We start from the raw sequence: 18,948 nt of genomic DNA, 5'->3' as shown, positions 1-18,948 counted from the left end.
GATCGTCGCGATCATGAGGAGCGGGGCGTGGCGGAGCGGGAGTTGAGGGCGCGGGTCTGCGTGGTGGGGAGCGGGCCGGCGGGGTTGATGCTGGCGTTCCTGCTGGCGCGGCAGGGGATCGAGGTCGTGCTGCTGGAGAAGCATGCCGACTTCTTTCGGGACTTCCGCGGGGACACGATTCATCCGTCAACGCTGGACGTGCTGGATGAGCTGGGGCTCGGTGAGGCGATCGCCGAGCTGCCGGGGCGGCGTGAGCCGGGGGTGGCCGTGTCGTTCGACGACGGCACGTACCGGGTCGGCGACTTCACCCGGCTGCCGAAGCCGCACAACTACCTGCTGATCCTGCCGCAGTGGGACTTCCTGGACCTGCTCGCCGCCGAGGCCGCGAAGCTGCCCGGGTTCACGCTGCTGCGCTCGACCGAGGCGGTGGACGTGCTGCGGGACCCGGCCGGGCGGGTCACCGGTGTCGCCGGGGTCGGCCCGGACGGGGTCGCGGTGCGGGTGCGCGCGGAGCTGACGGTGGCCTGTGACGGCCGTGCCTCGGTGATCCGGGAGAAGCTGGGGCTGGTGCCGGTGGACTTCGGCGCGCCGATGGACGTGCTCTGGTTCCGGATGTCGCGGGAGCCCGGGGATCCGGAAGGACTGCTCGGGCGGGTCGGGCCGGGCGCGATCCTCATCATGATCGACCGGCACGACTACTACCAGTGCGGGTACGTCATCCCGAAGGGCGGCTACGCGCGGCTGCAGGCCGAGGGCCTGGACGGCTTTCGGCACCGGGTGGCCGGGCTCGCGCCGATGGTCGCGCGGCGGGTCGGCGAGATCAGCTCGTGGGACCAGCTGCACCTGCTCACGGTGCAGGTCAACCGGCTGGAGACGTGGCACGTGCCCGGCGCGCTGTGCATCGGCGACGCCGCCCATGCGATGAGCCCGGTGGGCGGGGTCGGGGTGAATCTCGCGGTGCAGGACGCGGTCGCGACGGCCCGGCTGCTCGGGCCAAAACTGAAGACGGGCCGGCTGCGTACCGAGGATCTCGATCTGGTTCGCAAGCGGCGGATGTTCCCGACCCGGGTCACCCAGCGGGCCCAGCGGATCGCCCAGAGCCGCCTGGTCGGCGCGGTGCTTCGCGCCGACGCCCCGATCAAGGCCCCCGGCGCGCTGAAACTCTTCCAGCGCTTCCCGATTCTGCAGACCATCCCGGCCCGCCTGGTCGGCCGCGGCATCCGCCCCGAACGCATCTCCTGAGGGGCGCGGTGGCTCCGCCGCCCCGCGGATCGCGGTGCGGCGAGGATCGCGGTGGGCGAGGATCGCGGTGCGGGCGATGATCGCTGTTTCGGGTCAGAACCTTGCGTGGGGCCGCACTTCTTGACCTGAGACAGCGATCATCGCGCCCGTCCGTCCCGTGATCGCGACGATCTTGCGCGAACTGTTACCGACTTGCCCGATTCGGGCGTGTCGTACCCACAGTTCGCGCAAGATCGCCGCGCCGCGCCGCGCCGGGGTGGGTCAGGACAGGGGGCCTACCTCGGATTCGATGGCGGTGAGGAGGTCGGGGCCGGAGACGGCGGCGCGGACCTGTTCCAGGATCGGGGCCATGAAGACGTCGGGGCCGGGGGTGCCGATGAGCGGCGTGAGCTGCTCGATGGCGATCCGGCCGGCGGGGGACGGGGTCAGCGGGGCGCGCAGCTGGAGGCCGCGTACCGCTGCCAGCAGTTCCACCGCGAGCAGGCTGGTCAGGTTGTCCAGGACGATCCGCAGTTTCTTCGCCGCGGCCCAGCCCATGCTGACGTGGTCCTCCTGCATGCCCGAGGTCGGGATGGTGTCCACACTGGCGGGCGAGGCCAGCCGCCGGTTCTCGGCGACGATGCCCGCCGCGGTGTACTGCGCGATCATCAGGCCGGAGTTGACCCCGGCGTCGGGGCTGAGGAACGGCGGCAGGTCCCGCGAGCGGGTCATGTCGAGCAGCCGGTCGACGCGGCGCTCGCTGATCGAGCCGATCTCGGCGGCGGCGATGGCGAGGAAGTCCGCGGCGAACCCGAGCGGCGCGCCGTGGAAGTTGCCGGTCGACTCGACCCGGCCGTCGGGCAGCACCACCGGGTTGTCGGCGAGGCTGACCAGCTCCCGCGCGGCGACGGTGCGGGCGAAGTCCAGGGTGTCCCGGGCCGCGCCGGCGACCTGCGGAGCGCAGCGCATCGAGTACGCGTCCTGCACCGCGTGCTCCAGGTCGTCCCGGTGGCTGTCCATGATCGAGGACTGCTGGAGCAGCTTGTACATGTTGGCGGCGCTCGCGCCCTGGCCCGGGTGCGGGCGGATCTCGTGGATCGACGGGTGGAACGGCCGGTCGGTGCCGAGCATGGCCTCGATCGACAGGGCCGCGGTCACGTCGGCGACGGTGCACAGATGGCCCAGGTCGTCGCAGGCCAGCAGCAGCATGGCGAGCATGCCGTCGGTGCCGTTGATCAGCGCCAGGCCCTCCTTGGAGGACAGGGAGATCCCGCTGAGCCCGGCGGCGTGCAGGGCGTCCTCGGCGGCCACCCGGGCGCCGTCCTTGCCGAGCACCCAGCCCTCACCCATCAGCACCAGCGCGCAGTGGGCGAGCGGGGCCAGGTCGCCGGACGCGCCGAGCGAGCCGTGCTCGGGCACCCACGGGGTGATGTCGTGGTTGAGCAGGTCGACGAGCGCCTGGGCGACGAGCGGCCGTACGCCGGAGTGGCCCAGCGCCAGCGAGCGCACCCGCAGCAGCATCATGGCCCGCACGACCTCACGCGGCATGGGCGCGCCGACGCCGGCGGCGTGCGAGCGGATCAGCGCGTGCTGCAGTTCGGCCCGGCGCTCGGGGGCGATGAACGTGTTGGCCAGCGCCCCGAAGCCGGTGGAGACGCCGTAGACGGGGCGGCCGTCGCGTTCGATGTCATCGACGATGGCGCGGCTGGCCTGCATCGCGGCGATGGCGGCGTCGCTGATGGACACCTGCGCGTCGGCGCGGGCCACCGCGGCGACGTCGCCGGGGGCGATGCCGGTGGGTTCGACGATGACGGTCATGAGAGCACTCCCTTGTGCGGAGATTCCGGATGGTGCGGCCCCGAAGCGTTAAGAAGGTGCCCTTCCGCTACGCATAGCGATTGCAAGGTGCCCTTCCTTGCTACGGAGCGGATCAGCGGCACGCCGGGCCGGTAGGCCAGGTGCAGGTGAGAGGGGGCGTCGAGGACGATCAGGTCCGCGGACGCGCCGATACCGAGGTGGCCGAGGTCGGGGCGGCGCAGGGCGCGGGCGCCGCCTGCGGTGGCGGCCCAGACGGCCTCGGTGGGGGTCATGAACATGTCCCGCACCGCCAGGGCGATGCAGAAGGGCATGGATGAGGTGTACGAGGAGCCGGGGTTGCAGTCCGAGGCCAGCGCGACGGTGACTCCGGCGGCGAGCAGGCGGCGCGCGTCGGGGTAGGGCGAGCGCGTCGAGAACTCCGCGCCGGGGAGCAGCGTCGCGACGGTGTTCGAGTGCGCGAGGGCGTCGACGTCGGCGTCGGACAGGTGGGTGCAGTGGTCGGCGCTGGCGCAGTCGAGTTCGACGGCGAGCCGCACGCCGCCGCCCATGGTGAGCTGGTTGGCGTGGATGCGGGGGCGCAGCCCGGCGGCGATGCCCGCCTTGAGGACCCGGCGCGACTCCTCGACGTCGAACGCGCCGCGTTCGCAGAACACGTCGACCCAGCCCGCGTACGGCGCGCAGGCGTCCAGCATCGGGCCGGTGACCAGGTCCACGTAGCCGTCGGGGGAGTCGGCGGGCTTGACGTGCGCGCCGAGGAAGGTGACCTCGTCGGTGAACTCGCGGGCGATGCGGACCGAGCGGGCCTCGTCGACGGTGCTGAGGCCGTACCCACTCTTGATCTCGATGGTGGTGGTGCCCTGCCGCAGCGCCTCGCCGACCAGGCGGGCCACGTTGGCGCGCAGCTCGTCGTCGGTGGCGGCGCGGGTCGCGGCGACCGTCGTACGGATGCCGCCGCCGGTGTACGGCTCCCCGGCCATGCGCGCCGCGAACTCCGGCGCGCGGTCCCCGGCGAACACCAGGTGGCTGTGGCTGTCCACGAAGCCGGGCAGCACCGCCGCCCCGCGCACGTCGAGGCGCTCGTCGGCGGCGGGCGCGGCCGAGGCCGGGCCGACCCACTCGACCCGCTCGCCGACCACCATCGCCGCGTCCCGCCGCAGGCCCAGCTCGGGATCGTTCGTGGTCAGCTCGCCGATGTTGGTGATCAGAAGAGACACGTGATCGCCTCCTGCAGCTCGCGGGCCACGTCGACGGCGACATGCCGCCCGTCCCGGACGATCTCCCGGCCGTCGGCCAGCACGTGGGTGACGTCGGCGGCGCTCGCCGCGAACAGCACGCCCTCGGGGTCGATCCCCGCGGTGCGCGGGCTGTCCAGGGCCACGGTCACCAGGTCGGCACGTGCCCCGACCTCGATCCGCCCGGCGTCGGGCCAGCCCAGGCTGGTGTGCCCGGTCGCCGTCGCCGCAGCCCGCAACTCCGCCGCGGTGAAGTGGCCGCGCCGCTCGGTGGCGAGGCGTTCGTGCAGCTCCAGGGCCCGTGACTCCTCGAAGAAGTCTATGACCGCGTGGCTGTCGCTGCCCAAGGTCAGCCGGGTGCCCGCGTCGGCCAGGGCACGCGCCGGGCCGATGCCGTCGCCGAGATCGCGCTCCGTCGTCGGGCAGAAGCAGGCGTACGAGTCGGACAGCAGCGCCATGTCCGAGTGCGTCAGATGGGTGGCGTGCACCGCCGTGAACGTCTCGTGCACCGCCCCGAAGTCCGCGAGCACCTCGGTCGGCGTACGCCCGTGCTCGGCCAGGCACGCCTCGTTCTCGGCCCGCTGCTCGGACACGTGCGCGTGCAGCGGCCGCCCCGCCGCCCACGCCGCCACGGTCGCCATCTGCGTCAGCGGCACCGCCCGCACCGAGTGGATCGCCGCCCCGACCACCACATGAGGCGCGTCGGGCAGCGCGTCCACCCGATCCGCCCACCGCAGCGCGTCCCCGTCCCCGAACCGCAGTTGCGGCCCCTCCAGAGGCTTGCCGTCCACGGACGCGGTCAGGTAGAGCGTGTCCAGCAGTGTGATCCGCAGCCCCGCGTCCTGCGCCGCCGCGATCAGTGCGTGACTCATCGCGTTCGGGTCGCCGTAGGGCGTCCCGTCCGGCCCGTGATGCAGGTAGTGGAACTCGCCCACCGACGTGATCCCGCCCAGCGCCATCTCCCCGTAAACGCCCCGCGCCAGCCGGTAATACGAGTCCGGATCGAGCGCCGCGGCGACCCGGTACATCTGCTCCCGCCAGGTCCAGAACGACCCCCGGTCGGCATGAGTCCGCCCCCGCAGGGCCCGATGAAACGCGTGGGAGTGCGCATTGGCGAACCCCGCCATCGTCAACCCAACCCGATACACCAACCCACCCCCGCCAAGATCGTGACGATCTTGCGTGACGTGGGGGTGCGACACACCCGAATCGGGAGTATCAGCACCAGTTTGCGCAAGATCATCGCGATCTTGGAGGCGGGTGATGCGGGTCAGGCGGTTTTCGCGGATCTCCAGGACAACGTCCGGGGAGATGCCGGTGGGGAGCCAGGCGTACTGGCAGTGGATCAGCACGCGAGGTCCTGGAGGGCGTCTGCGAGGGCTTGGATGCCGGATTCGCAGTCGGCGTCGGGGGCGTGTTCGGCGGGGGAGTGGGAGATGCCGGTCGGGTTGCGGACGAAGAGCATCGCGGTGGGGACGAAGGCGCTGAGGACGCCCGCGTCGTGGCCTGCGCCGGTGGGCAGGATGGGGGCGTCGTCGAGGAGTTTTGCCAGGCGGTCGCGTAGGCCGGTGTGGAATTCGGTCTCGGGGGAGACCGACTCGGCGGTCAGGGTGACCTTGGTGCCGTCGGCCAGGGCGCGGTGCTGGGCGTGCAGGTGGACGCCGGCGACGACCTGCTCCATCGTGTCGGGGGAGTCGGCGCGGGCGTCGAGCCAGGCGCTGACCTTGCCGGGGATGGCGTTGGTGGCGTTCGGGTAGACCTGGACGCGGCCGATGGTGGCGTGCGCGCCGAGGCGGCGGGCCTCGTCGTTGGCGGCGAGCACGGTGGCGGCGAAGGTCAGCATCGGGTCGCGGCGGTCGGCCATGAGCGTGGTGCCGGCGTGGTTGGCCTCGCCGGTGAAGTCCAGCCGCCAGCGGCCGTGCGGCCAGATCGCGCTGGCCACGGCGACCGGGCGGTCCAGGTCCACCAGGGCGCGGCCCTGCTCGACGTGCAGCTCGACGTAGCAGCCGATCCGGCCCAGCAGCTCCGGCCGGGCCCCGGCCGGGCCGGAGCCGAGCGCCTCGCGCATGGCCGTGTCGAGGGTGACGCCGTCGCGGTCGGTCAGCGCCGCCGCGGCGGCCGGGTCGACCAGGCCCGCGAGCAGGCGCGAGCCGAGGCAGGCGAGCCCGAACCGGGAACCCTCCTCCTCCGCGAAGACCGCGATGCCGATCGGGCGGGCCGGGGTCACGCCCCGGGCCCGCAGCTCGTCGACCGCGAGCAGGGCGCTGACCACACCGAGCGGCCCGTCGTACGCCCCGCCGTGCGGCACCGAGTCCAGATGCGAGCCGGTCAGCACGGCGTCCCCCGCGGCGGGATCACCCCACCACGCGAAGATGTTGCCGTTGCCGTCCTGCTCGACCACCAGGTCCCGCGCCTTGGCCTGCTCGACGAACCAGCTCCGCAGGGTCGTCTCGGCCGGCCCGAACGCGTAGCGCAGGTAACCGCCGGAGCCTGCGTCCCGCCCCACCGGCGCCAGCTGCGCCCACAACTCCCCGAAAGCGCTCATGACTCACGCATCGGGATGCGGACGCCGCGGTCGGTGGCGACCGAGGCGGCGTGGTCGTAGCCGGCGTCGACGTGGCGGATGACGCCCATGCCGGGGTCGTTGGTGAGGACGCGCTCGATCTTCTGGGCGGCCAGGGCGGTGCCGTCGGCGACGGTGACCTGCCCGGCGTGGATGGAGCGGCCGATGCCGACACCGCCGCCGTGGTGGATGGACACCCACGAGGCGCCGGAGGCGGTGTTGACCAGGGCGTTGAGCAGCGGCCAGTCGGCGATCGCGTCGGAGCCGTCGAGCATCGCCTCGGTCTCCCGGTACGGCGACGCGACGCTGCCGCAGTCGAGGTGGTCGCGGCCGATGACGATCGGGGCCTTCAGCGTGCCGTCGGCGACCATCTCGTTGAACCGGACGCCGGCCTTGTCGCGCTCGCCGTAGCCGAGCCAGCAGATGCGGGCGGGCAGGCCCTGGAAGGCGACCTTCTCCTGCGCCATTTTGATCCAGCGCGACAGCGACTCGTTCTCGGGGAACAGGTCGAGCACGGCCTTGTCGGTGGCGGCGATGTCGGCCGGGTCGCCGGACAGCGCGGCCCACCGGAAGGGTCCCTTGCCCTCCTCGAACAGCGGCCGGATGTACGCGGGCACGAAGCCCGGGAACGCGAACGCGCGGTCGTACCCGCCGAGCTGGGCTTCGCCGCGGATCGAGTTGCCGTAGTCGAACACCTCGGCGCCCGCGTCCAGGAAGCCGACCATGGCCTCGACGTGCTTGGCCATGCTGGCGCGGGCCCGCTCGGTGAACTCCTCCGGCTTGTCGGCCGCGAACGTCTGCCACTGCTCCATGGAGACGCCCTCGGGCAGGTACGACAGCGGGTCGTGGGCGCTGGTCTGGTCGGTCACGATGTCGATGGCGACGCCGCGGCGCAGCAGCTCGGGGAAGATCGTGGCGGCGTTGCCGACGACGCCGACGGACAGCGGCCGCCGGTCGCGCTTGGCGGCCAGGGCCAGCTCGATGCCGTGGTCGAGGGAGTCGGCGACCACGTCGAGGTAGCGGGTCTGCACCCGGCGGTCCAGGCGGGTCTTGTCGACGTCGACGATCAGGCACGCGCCGCCGTTCATGGTGACGGCCAGTGGCTGCGCGCCACCCATGCCGCCGCAGCCGCCGGTCAGCGTCAGCGTCCCGGCCAGGGTCCCGTCGAACTTCTTGGCCGCGACGGCCGCGAACGTCTCGTAGGTGCCCTGCAGGATGCCCTGGGTGCCGATGTAGATCCAGGAGCCGGCGGTCATCTGGCCGTACATGGTCAGGCCGAGCTGCTCCAGGCGGCGGAACTCGGGCCAGGTGGCCCAGTCGCCAACCAGGTTGGAGTTGGCCAGCAGCACGCGCGGGGCCCACTCGTGGGTGCGGAACACGCCGACCGGGCGGCCCGACTGGACGAGCATGGTCTCGTCGTCCTTGAGCGTGGTCAGGGTACGGATCAGCGCGTGGAAGCTGGGCCAGTCGCGGGCCGCCTTGCCGGTGCCGCCGTACACCACCAGGTCCTGGGGGCGCTCGGCGACGTCCGGGTCGAGGTTGTTGCACAGCATCCGGATCGCCGCCTCCTGGGGCCAGCCCAGTGCGGTGCGGGTGGTGCCGGTAGCGGCACGGATGATCTGCTCCATCGTTTCCCCTGCCTATTCCATGAAGACGCTGCGGCGGGTGGCCGAGCTCTCGAAGTGTTCGAGCCGGCGCTGGGTGGCCGCCGGGTCGACGTCGCTGATGGCCTGCAGCAGCACCATGGTCAGCACCATGGGGGCGGTGTGCAGGTCGAACACGAGCTGGGAGCCGACCGCGGCGGTGAGCGTCACGTCGGCGAGATCGGTGGCCGGGCTGACCGGGGAGTCGGTCACCACGACGATCTTCAGGCCCAGGTTGCGGGCCTCGGTGAGGGCGTCGCGCAGCTCCCGGGGGTATCGCGGCAGCGCGTACGCCAGCACGGCCCGCGCGCCGGAGTCGGCGGCCTGTTCGAGCCGTTCGGCGAGCAGGCTGCCGCCGGTGTCCAGCACCCGCACCTCGGGGTGGATCTTGGCGGCGAAGTAGCCGAAGTAGCCGGCGAGCGGGGCGGCGGCGCGCAGCCCGACCACGGGCAGCGGGCGGCTGGCGGCCAGCAGCCCCGCCGCGGCGTGCACGGCGGCCGGGTCGGCGAGGTGGTCGGCGAGGCGGTTCAGGTTGGCCATCTCGTCGCGTACGGCGCGCTGCAGGTCGTTGTCGCCGTTCGGTGCGGTGGCGGTGCGCGGCCCCGCGGTCAGCTCGCGCAGCCGACGGCGCAGCGCCGGGTAGCCGTCGAAGCCCAGCGCCATCGCGAAGCGGGTCACCGACGGCTGGCTGACCTGTGCCAGCTCGGCGACCTCGGCGGCGGACAGGTAGGCGACGGTGTCGGCGTGGTGCACGAGTTCGCGGGCGATACGCCGCTGGGTGGGCGTCAGCCGGGCGCCCTGCACGAGCGAGCGCACGTCAGCCGCAGCCCCGGTCGGCGCATCGGTTGTTGGCACCACATTCACGACGACACTGTATGCAAAATTTCATTCAGCGACAATCTCGGGTCTGTCCGCGAGGCGGCCGGACATGATAGAACTCGCACACGAATTCATGTTCGCCGGTGGAAGGTGCGCCCCATGCCCGACCGCAAGACCCGGATCAGGCGGGCCGTGTCGCGCACCGCGCTGGCCCCGCTGGCCGCCCTGCCCAAGCGTCTGGCCAGGGTCGCCAAGCACGACGCCAAGGTGATCCGCCAGTCCGCGCGCTGGCTGGTGACCTCCCGCGAGCACCACAACTACACCTATGACCTGACGCCGCTGAACCGCGAGCACCTCGCCTGGTTCGTCAGCATCGTCGCCGAGGCCCCCGTCGCCGACGTGCGCGGCTGGATGGCCGAGATCGAGTCCGACACGGCGCTGCGCACGCACATCGAGCAGACCACCGCCCGTTCCGCCCGCCGGGGCCTGGCCGACAAGCAGGTGCGCTACGCCCGCCGGGTCGGCTGGTATGCCCTGGTCCGGGCCCGCAAGCCGCGGCACGTGGTGGAGACGGGTGTGGACAAGGGCCTGGGCACCTGCGTGCTGGCCGCCGCCCTGCTGCGCAATGCCGCCGAGGGGCACCCGGGCCGGGTCACCTCCCTGGACATCAACCCCGAGGCCGGCTACCTGGCCAAGGCGGAGCCCTGGGCCGGCGTCGTGGACCTGGTCATCGGCGACTCCATCGCGACGCTGAACGCCCTGGACCGCCCGGTCGACATGTTCCTGCACGACAGCGACCACAGCGCCGGGCACGAGCAGCGCGAGTTCACCGCCGTCGAGCCGCACCTGTCCGAGCGGGCGCTGCTGCTCACCGACAACGTCACCATCACCACCGTGCTGCTCAAGCACGCGGAGAAGACCGGCCGCCGCTTCCTGGCCTTCCGCGAGCAGCCGAAGGAGCACTGGTACCCGGGCGACGGCATCGGCGCGGCCTGGCGCTGAGCCGCGCCCGGCCGGTCCCACGGCAGCTGAGCGAAGATCGCTGTTTCCGGTCATGATCTGCGGCTGCACCGCAGGTTTTGACCGCAGACGGCGATCTTTCCCGGATCCGCCCGGCTGAGCTGCCGTGCACCCGGGGCGCGACGCGGCCCGAATCCGGGGGGTGGCGGGACGCTGGTCGCGTGGGGCCGCTCAGGGCGAGGGCGCTGATAACGTCGCGTCATGCGAGTGAGCGCGCTGCACACGTACCCGATCAAGGGCTGCCGCCGGATCGATCACCAGCGGGCGACCGTCGAGCCCTGGGGTCTGGCCGGCGATCGCCGCTGGATGATCATCGACCCGGACGGGGCGCAGGTCACGCAGCGTGACATCGCTCGGCTCGCCCTGCTGCGCGCCGTGCCGATGGGTAGCGGTCTGGAACTGTCCTTCCCCGGCGGCGAGCCGCTGCTGGTCGCCCAGCCGTCGCCCGACCCGGTGGTGACCGCCACGCTGTGGGGGCGCGTCACGATGACCGCGACCGCGGCCGGCCCCGACGCCGACGCGCTGCTCAGCAAGGAACTCGGCCGCGACGTGCGGCTGGTCTGGATGGACGACCCGGCGAACCGCCGACCGGTCGACCCCGACTACGCCGTACCCACCGACCGGGTCTCCTTCGCCGACGGCTTCCCGCTGCTGTTGACCAACACCGCCTCGCTGGACCGGCTCAACGACTGGATCGCCGAGTCGGGCTCCGACGAGGGCCCGCTGCCGATGGCCAGGTTCCGGCCCAACGTGGTGGTCGACGGCGCGCCGCCGTTCGCCGAGGACGAGTGGCTGGGCCGGCGGCTGCGGATCGGCACGCTCGTGTTCCGGGTCGCCAAGCCGTGCGGTCGCTGCGTGGTCACCACCACCGACCAGGAGAGCGGCGAACGCGGCCGCGAACCGCTGCGCACCCTGGCCCGTCACCGCAACGTCGGCCAGCAGTTGCTGTTCGGCTCCAACCTGATCCCCGACACGTTCGGTGAGATCGGGGTCGGCGACGAGGTCGAGCTGCTGGACCGCTTCCGCACCGAGCTCAGTTGAGGTCGAGCCACATGAGGACCTCGTCGCGGTCGTCACCGGGGGCCACCCGCAGCGCGCCCGGCAGCCTGCCGACCTCCCGGTAGCCCAGCGGCCCGTAGAAGCGCTCCAGGCCCATGCCGCCGCGCACCGTGATGTGCAGGCCAGCCAGCCCCATCTCGCGGCCGATCCGCTCGCCTTCGCGCATCAGCGCCGCGCCCTCGCCGCGGCCCTGGCGGCGCGGGTGCACCATGACCCGGCCCAGCGTGCGCCAGTGCTCGCTCAGCGCGAACCGCTGACTCACCAGGATCAGCATCGCCGCGACCACGCCGTCCTCGTCGTAGCCGAGCAGCAGCCGGTCGATCCCGGCCGCGATCCCGTCGAACGCCGCCCGCGCCACCGGCGCGACGTCGTCGCGGGTCACCTGCCCCACGAAGCCGATCGAGCCGCCCGCGTTCGACGCGTCGGTCCACAGCGTGATGATCTGCTCACGTACGACGTCCGTCAGCTCAGGGTCCAGCTCAAACCGCATGATCCTGATCTTAAGAAGCCCGCCCCGAGCAGAAGGAAGGGCACCTTCCACAACGCATGCGTTGTAGAAGGTGCCCTTCCTTGCACTCAGTACCCGAGCAGGTGCTTCATCGAGCGCTTGACCAGGTCGTCGCGCTCCGCCGGGGTCAGGCCCTCGGCGCCGAATCCGGTGAAGACCGTGTCACGGGTGATCACGATCGAACCCTCCTCGAACGCCTGCTGGCTGCGCACCCAGGTGTTGCTGCCGCCCGACGAGCCGTCCGGCGGGGCGGCGACGGTGAAGCCGCCGAGACCGTCCTCGAACGAGGTCGTCGTGAGCGGCGCGCCGTCGGCGCTGACCGTCACGTCGTCGAGGAACACGCCGAGGCCCTGCGTGCCCCAGTCGGACGCATACGAGATCGAGATCTCGATCTGCTGGCCCGCGTACGGGGTCAGGTCGTAGGCGAGCTCCGTCCAGCCCCCGGAGGGACCGGTCAGCGCGTGCCACGCGCCCGTCGTGCCGGTCGGCGCGCAGTCCGCCGTCTGGTAGTGCGCCAGGAACGGGTGCAGGGTGGCCCAGCCGCTCGCGCAGCTGTCACCGGTCTCCTGGGTGCTGTGCCCGGTGGTGTCCGGCAGCGTGGTCCAGGTGTCCGAGCCGACCGGGTGGACCTCCACGAACATGAAGTCCCAGTTCGGCTCGGTGTCGTACGACGACCAGAACCGCAGCTCGCCCGAGGACTTCCCGGTCAGGTCCACGGTCCGGGACAGCCGCTTGTACGACACGTCCGACCGGTCGCTGTAGAGGTACCAGTCACCGGTGCGCGGATCGAACGGAGCCGCTCCCGGGCGCAGCCAGTCCACCGGGGACGAGCTGTTGAACTGCGGGAACTGTGCCGGGGGCAGGAAGCTCGACGTGGTCAGGAACGACGCGCTGTGCGTCTGGTTGCCCGCCGAGCCGGCTTCGTTGAGCGTGCCCGAGAACCCGCTGAACGCGCCCGTCCCGCCGCCGACGTCGTACGGCTCGCCGTCCGGGTCGGTGCCGCCGTCACTGACGTAGGTGTACGCCCCGAGGTAGTACTGCATGAAGTCGTTCAGCAGCGGCAGACACGGGTACGCCCGCACGGTGCACTCCGGCTGCGCCGGCGCGTCCGGGTGGTAGAAGTACGCCCCGTCCGCCGACTGCGCGAACAGCGCGTTCTGGCCCGTGAGCAGCAGCTTGCCGCCCTCGTTCAGGTAGTCGCGCACGGCCAGTTCGATGTCCAGCGCGGCCTTCGCCGAGGTGCCGCCGGGCTGCCCGGTCGACCGCAGGATGATGTCGTCGCCGGTCTCCCAGACGATCGCCTTGTAGTGCGACAGCACGCCCAGGTGGTGCGGCGCCTTGCGGCCCATCACGTCGAAGTCGTACACGTCGCTGGAGTAGCCGGCCGCGGTCAGCGACGCGGCGTAGTCCGCGGCGTACTTCGCCGTGGTCACGCCCTGGGCCGGGCTGATGCCCGTCACGTCCTCCGCGGCGAGGATCAGCACCTTGCCGCCGACGTCGTCGTGCACCCGGTAGGTGAAGTGGTCGCCGGTCACCGCGCCGGAGCGGCCCGGTGTCACGGAGAACCCGCTGAACCACACCTCGACCTGGTCACCGGGCTTCTGCCCGGTCACCGTGCCGCGGAACTCGGCGTAGAAGTCGTCGTTCTCGTCGCCGTAGCGCTCGCCGCCCTTCCACTCCTTCACCGAGCCGGACTTCGTCGCGCCACCGTTGATCTTCCAGTTCACCTTGACGTTCTTCAGCGTCCGGCGGATCGTCGCGGCGACCGCCTGGCTGCGGCCGTACGACACGTCGAAGCTGTCGGTCACGAAGTGCGGGGTGACGTGGCCCAGCACGGACACCGGGTCGTCCGGCCGCGCCGCGGACTTCGCCAGCGACAGCGCGAACGGGATGTTCTTGGCGAACTCCGCCTGGATCAGCTCCTCGTCGTCCGGGAAGTTGAAGCCGCTGGCGCAGTCCTCGGCCAGCCACTCGTCGTCCGGAATGGAGTTCGACACCGTCTCGCAGGTGGTCATCTCGGGCGTGAAGCCGAGCGTGCCGTACTTGGCCTGCATGTGCGAGTCGACGTCGCCGTTGGTGGTGTACAGCTCGGCCGAGATGTCCGGGTCGTAGCCGGGCACCGCCGGGTTCGCGTCGTCGCCGGCCAGCGCCTGGTAGATGGTGTCGTCCGGGGTGGGTGTGCTGACCTGCCAGCCCGTGCCGTAGAGCAGCAGCTCCGCGGCCGAGTGGTAGTTGACGTAGAAGTCCGGGCGCACCCGCTTGAAGAACGAGTCGAGCGCCTTGCTCTCCGGCTCCGAGTTGGGGCCGCTGCCCCGGTAGGTCTCACTGGACGGGTCAGGTGAGGAACCCTCGTTGTCGTAACCCCACTTGAAGGCGTAGTTGCGGTTCGGGTCCACGCCGTCGCCCGCCGTGATCTGCCCGTCGCCGTTGTTGTCCCGCAGGTTCTTGCGCCACAACCGGTTGCCCTCGGTGAACGTGAAGTCGTAGCCGTCCGGGTTGACCACCGGGAAGAAGTACAGCTCACGCGTCTTGATCAGGTTGGTCAGCTCGGCGTTCGTGCCGTAGCCGTCGAGGTAGTGGTGCAGCAGCCGGCGCACCATCTCCGGTGTGATCCACTCGCGGGCGTGCTGGGCCCCGTTGTAGACCACCGACGGCTTGAGCCCGTCGGGCAGCACGCGCGCGCCCAGGCTCAGCTTGATGCCCTTGATCGGCTTGCCCTGCACCGTGTGCCCGATCGTCAGCAGCTTGGTGATCGACGGGTACTGCGCCGCGATCTTCTCCAGCTCCTCGCGCAGGCCGCCGGGCCCGCTGTACGGCCGGTACACCACGTTGCCCGCCAGCGTCTGCTTGCGCAGCGCGTCCGAGGCCTTCTGGCCCCGGATCATCTTCACCGACAGCGGCACACCGCGACCGGCCAGCCGTGACGCCTCCACTTCGGAGAGCACCGCCTCGACCTTCACCTTGCCGCCGGGCAGCGGCGCCGTCCGCAACTCCTCGTTGTCGATGCCGAGCTTGCGGAACTGTTCCAGCTGGCTCTGATCCAGCTCGCCCACGTACACGTCGAGCGGGTTCCTGGCCCGATCGCCGTCACCGACGGGTTTCGCGCTAGCCGGCACGACCAGCGCGATCGCGCCGACCATGCCGAGGCACACCGCCACGACTCGAAGTTTCCTCACTGCCCCTCCAGGGTGTCGAAGGACTCGCGCAAGGAGCCTTTCGGAACACCGTTAAATGTGTCAATAGAACAGGCCCTTTCCCGGCCGTGTGGTCGGGAATGTCACCGGTGAGGGGCAGACTGGTGGACGCGGCGCCTGGCCCAGGCTAGAGGTGCCGCGACCGGCGGCACGGGAGGCGCGGATGGTCACGGCGGAACAGGTGCGGCAGGTCGCGTTGTCGCTACCCCGGGCGTACGAGGCATTGGTGCGCGACCGGGTCAAGTTCCGGGTGGGGCGGATCGTGTTCGCAGCCCTGTCAGCCGACGAGACGGAGCTGGGCTTCGGCTATCCGAAGGAGGCGCGCGACGCGCTGGTGGCGGCCGAGCCGGACAAGTACTTCCTGCCCCGGGCGTCCGACCTGCGCTACCACTGGGTCGAGGCCCGGATGGCCGCGCTCGACTCCGACGAGCTGCACGAGCTGATCACCGATGCCTGGCGCATGTGCGTCCCGAAGCGCGTCGCCGCCGAACACCTGCGCACGCTCGGGCTGAAGTGAAGGTGAGTAGGGCCGGCGGGATTCGAACCCGCACTGGCGCGGACCTAAACCGCGTGCCTCTGCCGTTGGGCTACGGCCCCAGGGGCATCTGATGTGCCCGAGCCATTCTCGCTCATCGGTGGCGGCAGTCGTGACCCAGGGGCACGCCACATCTCGCGCGTGCCCCGGGGCGGTTTCAGTCGATCTTCAGGTCGCGGCGGAGCTTGGCGACGTGACCGGTGGCCTTGACGTTGTAGAAGGCGTGCTCGATCTGGCCCTTCTCGTCGATGACGAAGGTGGACCGGATGACGCCCTGCACGACCTTGCCGTAGTTCTTCTTCTCGCCGAACGCGCCGTAGCTGGTGAGCACGGCCTTGTCCTGGTCGCTGACGAGCGGGAACGTGATCGCGTCGCGCTCGACGAACTTGGCCAGCTTCGCGGGCGCGTCGGGGGAGATGCCGACGACGGCGTACCCCTTGGCGGTGAGCGAGGCGAGCGAGTCGCGGAAGTCGCAGGCCTGGGTAGTGCAGCCGGGGGTCATCGCGGCCGGGTAGGCGTACAGGACGACCTTCTTGCCACGCAGGTCGGACAGGTGGAGCGTGCCGCCGTCGGCGGTCGGCAGGCTGAAGTCGGGGGCGGCGTCGCCGGGGGCGAGTCGTACGTTCTCCGTCACACCGGCCACCCTATCCGTGCCGTCTGCCTGCGCAGGTGAGGGCAGGACCGACGCAGCTTATTGCAAGTCTTTTGCAACAACCCTAGGCTGGCTGAGTGAATATCGCGATGCACATCTCCAACGGCATCATCGGCGGGCCCGTCTCGCTGGCGTACGGCGTGGTCGCCGTGGGGCTGCTGGCACTCTGCCTGGGCCGCGCGCGCCAGGACCTCAACGACCGGCTGGCCCCCATGGCCGGCCTGGTGGCCGCGTTCATCTTCGCGGTGCAGATGCTCAACTTCCCGGTGCTGCCCGGCGTCAGCGGGCACCTGCTCGGCGGCGCGCTGGCCGCGGCGCTGGTCGGCCCGTGGGTCGGCGCGCTGTGCGTCTCGGTGGTCCTGATCGTGCAGGCGCTGGTCTTCGCCGACGGCGGCATCAGCGCGCTGGGCCTCAACATCTCCAACATGGCGCTGCTCGGCACCGCCGTCGGCTACCTGGTGCTGGTCGCGCTGATGAAGCTGCTCCCGCGCACCGCCGCGGGCGTCGGCCTGGCCGTGTTCCTGGCCTCGATCGTCTCGGTGGTGCTCGCCTCGCAGGGCTTCGTGCTGCAGTTCGCGCTCGGCGGCGAGGTGCCGCTGACCATCGGCTACGGGCAGATCTCGGCGACCATGGCCGGTGTGCACGCGCTGATCGGCATCGGCGAGGGCCTCATCGCGGCGGCCGCCGTCACCACGGTGGCCAAGGTGCGACCCGATCTGGTGTACGCGCTGCGTGGCTCCCGCCTGGAGCAGCCCGCGACCGGCGGCGTACCCACCAGGGTCTTCGTGATCGGTGGCCTGGCCGTCGCCGCGGCGCTGGCCGGCGGTGTCAGCTACCTGGCGTCGGGCTCCCCGGACGGTCTCGACGCGACCACCCTCACCGGCTGCACCGTCGACGCCGACGGGGTGATCACCGGCGGCAGCTGCATCGCGCAGCAGGCACAGGACCATGAGCTGGGCGGCTCGTTCCTCGCCGACTACGGCATCAAGGGCCTGGACAACGCGACCGGTCTAGCCGGGCTCATCGGCGTCGCGCTGACCTTCGCGATCGGCCTGGCGATCTTCTGGGCCGTGCGCCGCCGCCGGCACGCTGCGGCCGAGCAGGCCCCGACCGCCGTGGCCGCGGAGAAGTAGCCGTGGGCGCGGGGCACACCCATCCGATGTACGTGCACGGGCATTCGTCCGTGCACCACTTCGCGCCCGAGGTCAAGATCGCCGCGTCGGTGCTGTTCACCGTCGTGGTGGTGGCGACGCCGCGCGAGCTACTGCCGGCCTTCGGGGCGTACGCGGTGATCGTCGCGGTGCTCGCGGTGCTGGCGCGGATCCCCGCCGGGTGGCTGGCCCGGCGCAGCCTCATCGAGCTGCCCTTCGTGGCGACCGCGGTGCTGCTGCCGTTCTTCGCGGCGGGCCCCCGCACCGACGTGCTCGGGCTGTCGGTGGCCGTCGAAGGCCTGTGGGCCGGCTGGAACATCCTGGTCAAGGGCACGCTCGGCGTGCTCATCGCGCTGCTGCTGGCGGGCACCACCCCGGCCCGCGACGTGCTGATCGGCCTGGACCGGCTGCGCACCCCGCAGGCGATCACCCAGATCGCCCTGTTCATGCTGCGCTACCTGGACGTGCTCGCCGACGAGGCGCGGCGCATGCGCATCGCCCGGCTGTCCCGGCTCGACGACCCGCGTTTCCTGTGGCAGGTGCGCGGCTTCGCGGCCGGGCTCGGCACGCTGTTCCTGCGCGCGTTCGAACGCGGCGAGCGGGTCTTCCTGGCCATGCGCTCGCGCGGCTACACGGGGCGGCTGCCCGCGGCGCTGCAGGAGCACACCCGGGCCACCGCGCGGCAGTGGGCGATCGGGGCCGTGGTGCCCGCGCTCGCCGTCGTGGTGCTCCTGGCGGATAGGTTCCTCCTATGACCGCGCTGCTGCTCGACGACGTGCGATACGCCTACCCCGACGGCCACCAGGCGCTGCACGGCGTGAGCCTGCGCATCGAGCCCGGCGAGCGGGTCGCCCTGCTCGGCCCGAACGGCGCGGGCAAGACGACGCTGGTGCTGCACCTCAACGGCATCCTGCCGGCGTCCGGCCTGACCGGCTCGTCCGGCTCGGTGTCGGTCGGCGACCGCACCGTCGACCCGAAGGACCGGCCCGGCCTGGCCGAGATCCGCCGCCGTGTCGGCCTGGTCTTCCAGGACCCCGACGACCAGTTGTTCCTGCCGACCGTCGGCGAGGACGTGGCGTTCGGCCCGGCCAACCTGGGTCTGCGCGGGGTGGAACTGGTGGCGCGGGTCGACGAGGCGCTGGCCGCGGTCGGCATGGGCGACGTCAAGGACCGGGCTCCGCATCACCTGTCGCTGGGCCAGCGGCGGCGGGTCGCCGTCGCCACGGTGCTGGCGATGCGGCCCGACCTGCTGGTCATGGACGAGCCGTCGTCCAACCTGGACCCGCAGGCGCGGCGCGAGCTGGCCGAGATCGTGCTGGGGCTGGACGTGACGCTGCTGATGGTCACCCACGACCTGCCGTACGCGCTGCAGCTGTGCCCGCGCTCGGTGATCCTGGACGGCGGCCGGATCGTGGCGGACGGGCCGACCCGCGAGCTGCTGTCCGACACCGAACTGCTGGCCCGGCACCGGCTGGAACTGCCGTACGGATTCGCGGTCCCGGTGGCCTGACGCCACCGGGACCCGCCACCGGG

Annotated in this window: 15 protein-coding genes, 1 tRNA gene and 1 pseudogene; 7 read left to right on the top strand and 10 right to left on the bottom strand. The window is 71.7% G+C overall.

The annotated features are described in order from the left end of the window. Positions 1-42 precede the first annotated feature (42 nt). Positions 43-1,242, top strand: coding sequence for an FAD-dependent oxidoreductase (locus tag AB0B35_RS02925; RefSeq protein ID WP_361040283.1), 1,200 nt, complete (start codon positions 43-45; stop codon positions 1,240-1,242). 261 nt (positions 1,243-1,503) lie between these two features. Here AB0B35_RS02925 and hutH read toward each other — a convergent pair whose 3' ends face one another. The 6 genes and pseudogenes from hutH to AB0B35_RS02895 all read right to left on the bottom strand — a co-directional run bounded on the left by hutH (position 1,504) and on the right by AB0B35_RS02895 (position 9,332). Continuing rightward, on the bottom strand, positions 1,504-3,039 hold the full coding sequence (gene hutH, locus AB0B35_RS02920) for a histidine ammonia-lyase (protein ID WP_361039926.1): 1,536 nt from the start codon (positions 3,037-3,039) through the stop codon (positions 1,504-1,506). 98 nt (positions 3,040-3,137) lie between these two features. Beyond that, positions 3,138-4,253 (bottom strand): annotated as a pseudogene (gene hutI / locus AB0B35_RS02915) (imidazolonepropionase); the annotation flags it as partial. Next, positions 4,241-5,623: a formimidoylglutamate deiminase gene (locus AB0B35_RS02910; protein ID WP_361039923.1), complete on the bottom strand. Its 1,383-nt coding sequence runs from the start codon at positions 5,621-5,623 to the stop codon at positions 4,241-4,243. The gene AB0B35_RS02910 and the pseudogene hutI, both read right to left, overlap by 13 nt. Next, a complete protein-coding gene (locus AB0B35_RS02905) occupies positions 5,617-6,816 on the bottom strand; it encodes an allantoate amidohydrolase (RefSeq protein WP_361039920.1) in 1,200 nt (399 codons plus the stop codon). Before AB0B35_RS02905 ends, AB0B35_RS02910 begins: the two co-directional genes overlap by 7 nt. Then, entirely contained in the window at positions 6,813-8,462 is a 1,650-nt protein-coding gene (gene hutU, locus AB0B35_RS02900; RefSeq protein WP_361039918.1) for a urocanate hydratase, read from the bottom strand. The genes AB0B35_RS02905 and hutU overlap by 4 nt, the downstream gene beginning before the upstream one ends. A gap of 12 nt (positions 8,463-8,474) precedes the next feature. Then, a complete protein-coding gene (locus AB0B35_RS02895) occupies positions 8,475-9,332 on the bottom strand; it encodes a MurR/RpiR family transcriptional regulator (RefSeq protein WP_361040281.1) in 858 nt (285 codons plus the stop codon). Between the two features lie 123 nt (positions 9,333-9,455). Between AB0B35_RS02895 and AB0B35_RS02890 the strand changes: the two genes are divergently transcribed. Together AB0B35_RS02890 and AB0B35_RS02885 are read left to right on the top strand one after the other, a co-directional pair. After that, positions 9,456-10,298, top strand: a complete 843-nt coding sequence (locus AB0B35_RS02890) for a class I SAM-dependent methyltransferase (protein ID WP_360522456.1) — start codon at positions 9,456-9,458, stop codon at positions 10,296-10,298. A 219-nt stretch (positions 10,299-10,517) separates the two neighbouring features. Next, positions 10,518-11,357 (top strand): MOSC N-terminal beta barrel domain-containing protein, encoded by an 840-nt coding sequence (locus tag AB0B35_RS02885; protein ID WP_361039915.1) that lies wholly within the window; start codon positions 10,518-10,520, stop codon positions 11,355-11,357. Here the strand turns inward: AB0B35_RS02885 and AB0B35_RS02880 are convergent. Together AB0B35_RS02880 and AB0B35_RS02875 are read right to left on the bottom strand one after the other, a co-directional pair. Next, positions 11,350-11,865, bottom strand: a complete 516-nt coding sequence (locus tag AB0B35_RS02880; RefSeq protein ID WP_361039912.1) for a GNAT family N-acetyltransferase — start codon at positions 11,863-11,865, stop codon at positions 11,350-11,352. The genes AB0B35_RS02885 and AB0B35_RS02880 overlap by 8 nt on opposite strands. Before the next feature lie 86 nt (positions 11,866-11,951). Next, complete coding sequence (locus AB0B35_RS02875) at positions 11,952-15,059, bottom strand: M14 family zinc carboxypeptidase (protein WP_361039910.1); 3,108 nt, start codon at positions 15,057-15,059, stop codon at positions 11,952-11,954. Positions 15,060-15,240: 181 nt separating this feature from the next. On the opposite strand from AB0B35_RS02875, the gene AB0B35_RS02870 reads away from it, so the two are divergent. After that, positions 15,241-15,594 carry an MmcQ/YjbR family DNA-binding protein gene (locus tag AB0B35_RS02870; RefSeq protein WP_361039907.1) on the top strand — a complete coding sequence of 118 codons (354 nt, stop codon included), beginning with the start codon at positions 15,241-15,243 and terminating at the stop codon, positions 15,592-15,594. A gap of 7 nt (positions 15,595-15,601) precedes the next feature. On the opposite strand, the gene AB0B35_RS02865 is transcribed toward AB0B35_RS02870, so the two are convergent. Beyond that, positions 15,602-15,674, bottom strand: a tRNA-Leu gene (locus tag AB0B35_RS02865). 95 nt (positions 15,675-15,769) lie between these two features. After that, on the bottom strand, positions 15,770-16,246 hold the full coding sequence (bcp, locus tag AB0B35_RS02860) for a thioredoxin-dependent thiol peroxidase (RefSeq protein WP_361039904.1): 477 nt from the start codon (positions 16,244-16,246) through the stop codon (positions 15,770-15,772). A gap of 107 nt (positions 16,247-16,353) precedes the next feature. On the opposite strand from bcp, the gene AB0B35_RS02855 reads away from it, so the two are divergent. Genes AB0B35_RS02855 through AB0B35_RS02845 form a run of 3 tightly spaced genes read left to right on the top strand, consistent with a single transcriptional unit; the run spans position 16,354 to position 18,925 of the window. Further along, positions 16,354-17,397, top strand: a complete 1,044-nt coding sequence (locus AB0B35_RS02855; protein WP_361040278.1) for an energy-coupling factor ABC transporter permease — start codon at positions 16,354-16,356, stop codon at positions 17,395-17,397. Between the two features lie 2 nt (positions 17,398-17,399). Further along, positions 17,400-18,170 carry a cobalt ECF transporter T component CbiQ gene (gene cbiQ / locus AB0B35_RS02850; RefSeq protein ID WP_361039902.1) on the top strand — a complete coding sequence of 257 codons (771 nt, stop codon included), beginning with the start codon at positions 17,400-17,402 and terminating at the stop codon, positions 18,168-18,170. Next, on the top strand, positions 18,167-18,925 hold the full coding sequence (locus AB0B35_RS02845; protein ID WP_361039900.1) for an ATP-binding cassette domain-containing protein: 759 nt from the start codon (positions 18,167-18,169) through the stop codon (positions 18,923-18,925). Before cbiQ ends, AB0B35_RS02845 begins: the two co-directional genes overlap by 4 nt. The last annotated feature ends 23 nt before the right edge of the window (positions 18,926-18,948 follow it).

It is taken from the genome of Catellatospora sp. NPDC049133, from assembly GCF_040648455.1.
Lineage (GTDB): Bacteria > Actinomycetota > Actinomycetes > Mycobacteriales > Micromonosporaceae > Catellatospora > Catellatospora aurea.
Note: the sequence above shows the minus strand (reverse complement) of the source record. Positions and strands in the feature narration are given on the sequence as shown.